Genomic DNA, 7,091 nt, shown 5'->3' on the forward strand with positions numbered 1-7,091 from the left:
CGCCCGGCTCCACCCCTTCGAACACCCCGTCGAGCTGCTGGACCTGATCGCGGAGGGGGAGGAGGCTCTGCCCGGGGCGGCCTTGCGCGGGGCGGGAGAACGCGCCCTGACCGCCTCCCTGCCCGTGCCCCTGGCCGACGCGCGGCTGCTGCCTCCGCTGCAGCCGCCCACCGTTCGCGACTACATGACCTTCGAGAGCCATGTCGCGGGAGTGGCGCGGGGATACGGCGACACTGTCCCCGAGGAGTGGTACGCCGCGCCCGCGTTCTACTTCACCAACCCCTACGCGGTGATCGGCGCCCACGACGACGTGCCGGTACCGCCGGGCTGCGGGCGCTTCGATTTCGAGTTGGAAGTCGCGGCCGTCATCGGCAAGGCGGGCCGGGACCTGACGCCCGAGCAGGCACGCGACCACATCCTCGGCTACACGATCCTCAACGACTGGTCCGCCCGCGACCTCCAGGGCCGCGAGATGAGGGTCAAACTCGGCCCGGCCAAGGGCAAGGACACCGCCACCACCCTCGGCCCCTGGCTCGTCACCGCCGACGAACTCGAACCCCACCGCGACGTCGACGGCCTCCTCGACCTCGCCCTCACCGTCGCCGTCAACGGCGAGACGATCGGACAGGACCGACTGGCCAACATGGCCTGGACGTTCGAGGAGATGGCCGCCTACGCCTCCCGCGGCACCTGGATCCGCCCCGGCGACGTCCTGGGCTCCGGAACCTGCGGCAACGGCGGCTGCCTGGCCGAACTCTGGGGCCGGTCCGGCGTCCTCGAACCCCCGCCCCTCGTGCCCGGCGACACCGTCACCATGACGGTCGAGGGCATCGGCACCATCAGCAACACCGTCGTCGAAGGCGTCGCCCCGGTGCCACTGCCACCTGCCCGTCGCAGGCTATGACCACCTGCGATGAGCATCGGCGGCGCTTGGCGGACAGGGGCTGCGCCTGACGGCGAAGGCGGCGGGCAGCGCCGGCGCCGGTCTGCGGAGCGTCCCGGTCGGCAGCCGCGTCTTCGTCGAGGGACCGTACGGGGCGTTCACCTCAGTGCACCCGATCCGGCCCGGCGTCCTGCTGATCGCAGGCGGTGTGGGGATCACGCCCGTGCGGGCCATGCTGGAGGAGGCGGCGACCGGTGATGTCGTCGTGCTGTACCGGGTGCGCAGCGAGGCCGACGCCGTGCTGCTGAACGAGGTATGCCACCTGGTCGCGCTCCGGGGCGGACGGCTCCACCCCCTCACCGGCAGGGCCAGCGAACACGGGACCCGCCCTTCGCCCCGGACAACCTGCACCGGCTGGTCCCCGACAGCACGCAACGCGAGGTGTACGTCTGCGGCCCGCCCACCATGACCAAAGCGGTACTCTCCGGCCTGCGCGAGCTGCGGGTCCGCGCGCGACAGGTGCACGCCGAGAAGTTCGGCCCGGCCTGAACCGGTTGACGCGGCGGCAGCGGAGATCAGGGGCAGGCGCCGTCGAAGATGTCCTCGTAGGATCGGTGGACTCTGGCCGTCTTCGTCTTCGCGCCGGCGGCCGGTTCCGGGTACTCGATGACGGGCACGGGCTTGCAGACCGCCCACTTCCGCGTGTCCGGGGAGTCGTCGAAGCCGAAGGTGCCGCTGGCACCGCGCACGCAGTTGACGCAGCTCGCACCGGACCGGGTGCCGAGGATGTTCATGTTGACAACGGTGTTGTAGACGTCGTCATGCGTGGGCAGGACCGGGCCGGTGCCGTTGCCTTCTCCGCCGTTGATGTCGTCGTACGCTCGGCCCGTGGCCTGGGAGAGCACGGTGAAGGCGTCGTAGTACATGACCGCGTAGCCGTCGTCCAGAGGCTTGTTCCCCCATGGCTTCTGGTGTGTGGGGTCGTTGCCCAGCTTCGCGCGCAGCTTGTCGAACTGCTTCAGGAAAGTGCGGGGCCCGGCCGGGAGCTCCTCGTTCCCCGCCCAGGACCGGGTGTCCACGGAGGCCGCGCCCACGAGAGTGATCCGGGCCTGCCGCAGCTGCTCGGTGATGTCCGTCGTGGTGGACTCGGGATCCATGCCGATCCCCACCTTCAGGATGCGCGTCGGCTTCCCGTGGTCGCAGGAGGGCTCGTTCGCCAGCCGGTCCACCAGATGGGGCAGGTCGTGGTCGCGTCCTGCGAAGAAGACCGTGTCCGCCCTGGTCAGACAGATGCTGCGGGCGGCGTCGGAAAAGCGCTGGGGAACTCCCTCGTCGTCGCCGGTCAGTCCCAGATAGGACGCCTGGCGTTGCTTCAGCCCGTACTCCTTGCCGAAGTGCGCCAGGAAGACGTCCCGCAGGTCGGCGGAGTAACTGTCCTGCTCCCGCCGGTCCGAGACGAGGAAACCCGTTCCGTTCCCCGGATGGTCGCCGAGGTACTCCCGCAGCGACTCGGCGAAGAGCTCGTTCGACGGGGACGTCTTGAAGAGGTACCCGGCCTCCATCGTCGTCGAGGTGAGGATGGGGCCGATCGCCGGGATCCGGTGAGCGGAGAGCGCCCTGGCCGCGGCCAGCGTGTCCGGAGTGCTGCTCGGCATACCGAACACGCCGACCAGCGGCGCCCTGTCGTCGTCGGCCATCTTGGTGAGCCGGTCGACGACGGGCTTCCACTGGTCCAGGTCCTTGCCGTCGTTGGCCAGCAGCAGCTGGTAGCGCGGCCCCGCCTGCGCGTTGGCCCGCAGCTGGGCGGCGTGCGCACCCGCCAGTGCGCGGGCGATCTGCTCCGTACTCATGGCGCTGGTGGCATCGGTGGTGAACGGCATCATCAGGGCGACGCGCACGTAGGGGATTCGGGACTGCCCGTTCTCCGGGTCCGTCCAGCCCTTCTCCGCCCGGGCGTTCTCGTCCGCCACGGCGCGTATCAGGCCCTTCAGCTCCGGATCGCCCTCCAGAACCGTGGCGGTCACGCCCACACACTCGTCCCCGGCTGCCTCCAGGCCGCTGCCGCACTCCTCGGGCAGCAGCCGTACGACCACGAAGGCGACCGCCGCGAGCAGCACCACGCCCACCGCGAGGACGACGGCCTTGTCGGCCGGTCCCAGAGCCCGGTTTCTGAAGCGGTTCAGCACAGTCCTCACTCCTCGTCTCGGACAGAGCCGTCTCGGGCAGAGCCCTCTGCAGAGCCGTACCTCGGGTAGGGCTTTCGTTCGCGTGCCGCGGCCGGCCAGGCCCGGGCGGCCTCGTTGAGCACGGCGCGCCCCGAGGGATGCCGCATCGACAGGAACGCCAGCTCGGCGCCGAGGTCGTCACACAGGTCGGGCAGGGGTTCCGCGTAGGTCTCGAAGAGGTACCAGAGCGCGTGCAGCAGCCTGTTGACGGACCTGCGTACGTCGTCGGTCTCGGCGTACCGGTGGTCATGGGCGCCGCGGGCGATCTCGGCGCGGGCGTCGGTCCATCCGTCCGACGGGGGCCGGGGAGCCTCGGCCACATACCGGAGGGTGTCCAGCCAGCGGCCCGCCTCCCAGGCGCCGAAGTACTCGGTCAGCGCGCTCACCACCGGATCAGCGTCCCCTGCCGCCAGGGTGTGGCGCAGCACATCGGGCTCGTGCCCGGCTCCCCGCGCCGCGTGGTGCTCGCGCAGAAGGGCGTGCAGATCCTCCCAGCGCCGTCCCGGCGGGGCTGCCACGGAGGTCGTACGGGCCTCGTGGAGCAGGAGGGCGCGCAGGAACGGGTCGGGGACGAAGGCGGTGCCTGCGGTGTCTGTCCGTGGACTTGTGGCGGGGGCGGAGCCGTCGGCCCAGGCCGTCCAGTGCTCCTCCTCCAGATACCGGGCGGCGGACGAGAGCCCGGCGCCCGCGAGGCCGTCACCGGCCGGAGCTGACGCCGGCACCAGCGCCTGGGCGGCGGTCCGGTCGCGGGCCAGGGCGAGCTGCAGCAGATGGGCGCGCAGCTGGGGCTGCGGAATCAGCTGCTCCAGCAGCATCTCGGCGACCGGGCGCCCCTCCTCGGCGGGCAGATCGAGCAACTCCTCGGCTGCGACGGCGCGTTGTCCACTGGCGCGGACGACCGCCTCGCACAGCATCCTGCTGCCCTGCGGGTGCCCCCGGGTCAGGGCGTGCAGAGCCGACGGCAGATGGCGGTGGAGCGGGCCCTCGGCCGGGTCGAGCATCAGCAGCAGGTCGTCGCGGGTAAGGGGCGTCAACGAGACCACGAGCAGTCCCGCCGACGGCGAACCGGGCACGGTGCGCTCCCAGCCGGAGGTGTAAACCAGCTCGGGCAGTTCGCGGTGCGTCGCGTCCGGGTAGAGGGCCGCGCCGTCGCCCAGCCGGGTCGCGACGACGACCAGTGGGTCGGGGGTGGCGGACTCGGGCGCGGCACGGTGTTCGAGCAGCAGGTCGAGTACGCGCTGCCCGGCGGCGGTGTGCACGTCGTCCAGCAGGACCAGTGGCCGCGGTGTCCGGTTGATCCGCTGCCAGCGGCCATGGGCGTCGGTGAGGTCTTCGAGGAACGCGGCGACCAGGATGCGTTCGACCGCGTGCTGGAAGTCGCCGCCCTGGTGGAAGCGCAGGCTCAGCCGGATCAGGGCGGCCTCGCCGTCCTCGGAGCCGGGCAGACGGCTCTGGTACCACTGGTGCACCAACCGTTCGACGCGACCACGGGTGTGCCGGCCGAAGTACTGCTGGACGACCGCCTCGGTGACGGGAGCCAGGTCGTGTCGGCGCCGGTGCGGGTCGGCGAGGCTCTCGCTGACGTCGTACGTCCAGTCGGTGCCGTCCGCATCGGCCGTGCCCTTCTCCAGACCGCAGGCCACGAGCAGGCGCGCGATCCGGTCGCGGGCCAGTGCCTGTTCCCCCTCGTTGCCGCGGTGCCAGCTGGACACGGCGAACAGTCCCGGCAGCAGACGGGAGAACCTGAGCCTCGCGGCGCCCGGGACCGTGGGCGCCAGTTCGCACACCAGCCGTTCCAGGGTCTCGACCACGGCCGAGGTGTTGGCCGCCGTGGAACGGGACCACCGCACCTGCTCGATCTCGGCGGCATCGACCCTGCCGAGCGGAACACGCCCGCGGTAGGCGTCCTCCAGGGAGTCCAGGATCGCGGTCCTGCCCATGCCGTGCCGGCCGGTCACCAGCGTCACGGGTAGGTCGGCGCGGTGTTCCTGGGCGACCAGTTCCCGCCGGTCGGCGGCCAGACCGACCAGACGGGGCACCAACGCGCGCAGGATGGGATCCCGTGCGTACAAGGGCATTCGCATGGCCCTCCCCCCGTTCTGTCATTGTTCTCACGTGCCGCCGTCGTACGGTGTGCTCCGGTGTTCCGGGTGGCTCAGCTTCCGAGCAGCCGCCCCAGCGCCTGGCCGACGGCGTCCAGCAGGAACTGTCTGCCGACCGTGTCGGGGGCGGCCCCGAGCAGCCGCCGCATCCCCTCCATGAGCCCGCGCTGCCGGTCAGGCTGACGCCTGCCGCCGTCGCCGCCCCCGTTGCCGTCGTCGCCGCGCGCCAGCGCATCCGCGCTACGTAGCAGAGCCGCGCGGGACTCAGGGTCGAGGTCGAGTCCGGGTGCCAGCTCCGTGATGAGCCGGGCCAGATCGTCAGGCGCCAGTGCGGTGTGCACCTCAATGCTGTTGTGCACGCTGTTGTCGGAGTCGCCCTGGGTGATGTGCCCGATCCTCTCGGCCACTATGTGGGTGCCTTGGACGGGCCGACGGCGCTCGCGCTGCTCCGCCGCATACGCGACGATGTCGGAGGCGCCGCTGAGCACGGCGCTCTCGCCCTGCGAGGTGAGCGCCACCTGCGAGCCGACGTCGTTGTGGAACGGCGGCCCCTCGCAGGTGATCAGACTCTCGTTGGCCAGGTAGGTGAGGGCCCGGGCGACCTCGCTGCGGGAGAGGGGTTCACCGAGGAAGAAGACGTCCGGTGAATCGAGGAATCCGCTGATCCGCAGGGGTTGCCGGTGCGGGTTGGCGTGTATCCAGTGCAGTACGGCGCGTGCCGCGTGACGGCCCCGCTGCACCGAGTTCGCTCGCAGGGCCTGCAGCCGGCGAGCCCGCTCCGCCCCGGCGGGCCGGAGCGTCACCACAGGAGCGCCCGTGTCCGTGCCGTGGCCGTCGTGGGAGGTGATCAGCTCCTCGGCACTCAGATGGTCGACGATGACCCGGACCGCGCTCATCGGGATGCTCTGCAAAGAGCCGAACTCCGCGCAGGAGACCTGAGGCCCCGGCCCACCCTCCGCCCGGTCCCAGATCCACAGCAGAAGACGGGGGCCGTATCTCTCGACGTACGCGGCGAAGTCGTCATGGTCCCGGAACGCGGGTGCTGAGGCAGACAATGACGCATCCTGTTCGTCTTCGGACCGACAGCTTGGCTGCGGCACCTACCCAGCTTTCACTCGTGTAATCAGGTTGATCAACCAATCCCAGAGGACCAATTCAGACTGAACGAAACCCAGTTGGCCATGACAGCGCCCCCCGAGAGGGCGCTGTCATGGCTGGGTGAACCGTCGATGCCGTTGTTCGGCCGGCTTCTTCGCGCCGACCGCGGTCAGGGCCGGAGCACCCGGTGGCGCGGACATGGCCATCACCGGCCATCACCCACCGGCTGCGACTGCCCGTCCGGAGCCCGAAAGCCGCCCGGGGTGCCGGTGCGGCGGCGCGCCGTGTGGGTCGGACCCGGCCGAGATCGATCTCCACCGGGAAGGGAGCCGCTACCTTGAGGGCGCCGGTGAACACGTCTCCGTCACGGTAGGTCCCCCGCCGTTCCCCTTTGCTCCCCGCAGGATCTGGCACGCAAATGGCACGACCCGTCGCTCCGGAGAACCCTGGCGGAAGCTCGGTCTTGGGGTCTGGGCCTCAGCCGACGACAGTCAGCCAGGACGGCGGGTGCGTCGACCGATCAGGCGCGCGTGTGTCTCGCTGCACCCCCACCGGCCTCAGCCACGCTGTCGGTGTGTGTCGTAGACCAGAGCAATGGGCGACGGCCGGTCCGTGACGATGGCACCGGAGCCTTGCGATCTGTGTCAGAACCGGCCGTACTGGCGCCTGAGTGATTACGGCACCAGAGTCAGTGCGTTGTGGCAAACCGGATCTCGTTCGAGGGCGTGCGGCACGGGTGACCATCTGTACGGAGGTTCGGGTATGGCCGCGGGCATGAAGGAA

The 7,091-nt window shown here is 70.8% G+C and carries 5 protein-coding genes; 2 read left to right on the top strand and 3 right to left on the bottom strand.

All coding sequences use genetic code 11. The features are described 5' to 3' along the window. Positions 1–34 precede the first annotated feature (34 nt). Both ABZ281_RS30400 and ABZ281_RS30405 read left to right on the top strand, forming a co-directional pair. On the top strand, positions 35–904 hold the full coding sequence (locus ABZ281_RS30400; protein WP_356660655.1) for a fumarylacetoacetate hydrolase family protein: 870 nt from the start codon (positions 35–37) through the stop codon (positions 902–904). Between the two features lie 145 nt (positions 905–1,049). Further along, positions 1,050–1,352 carry a hypothetical protein gene (locus ABZ281_RS30405; protein WP_356660647.1) on the top strand — a complete coding sequence of 101 codons (303 nt, stop codon included), beginning with the start codon at positions 1,050–1,052 and terminating at the stop codon, positions 1,350–1,352. Positions 1,353–1,458: 106 nt separating this feature from the next. On the opposite strand, the gene ABZ281_RS30410 is transcribed toward ABZ281_RS30405, so the two are convergent. The 3 genes from ABZ281_RS30410 to ABZ281_RS30420 form a co-directional block, all read right to left on the bottom strand. Continuing rightward, positions 1,459–3,069, bottom strand: coding sequence for an ABC transporter substrate-binding protein (locus tag ABZ281_RS30410; RefSeq protein ID WP_356660649.1), 1,611 nt, complete (start codon positions 3,067–3,069; stop codon positions 1,459–1,461). Between the two features lie 5 nt (positions 3,070–3,074). Continuing rightward, complete coding sequence (locus ABZ281_RS30415; protein WP_356660651.1) at positions 3,075–5,186, bottom strand: ATP-binding protein; 2,112 nt, start codon at positions 5,184–5,186, stop codon at positions 3,075–3,077. A 77-nt stretch (positions 5,187–5,263) separates the two neighbouring features. Continuing rightward, positions 5,264–6,265, bottom strand: coding sequence for a hypothetical protein (locus ABZ281_RS30420; RefSeq protein WP_356660653.1), 1,002 nt, complete (start codon positions 6,263–6,265; stop codon positions 5,264–5,266). Between the last annotated feature and the right edge of the window lie 826 nt (positions 6,266–7,091).

It is taken from the genome of Streptomyces sp. NPDC006265 (assembly GCF_040613555.1).
Lineage (GTDB): Bacteria > Actinomycetota > Actinomycetes > Streptomycetales > Streptomycetaceae > Streptomyces.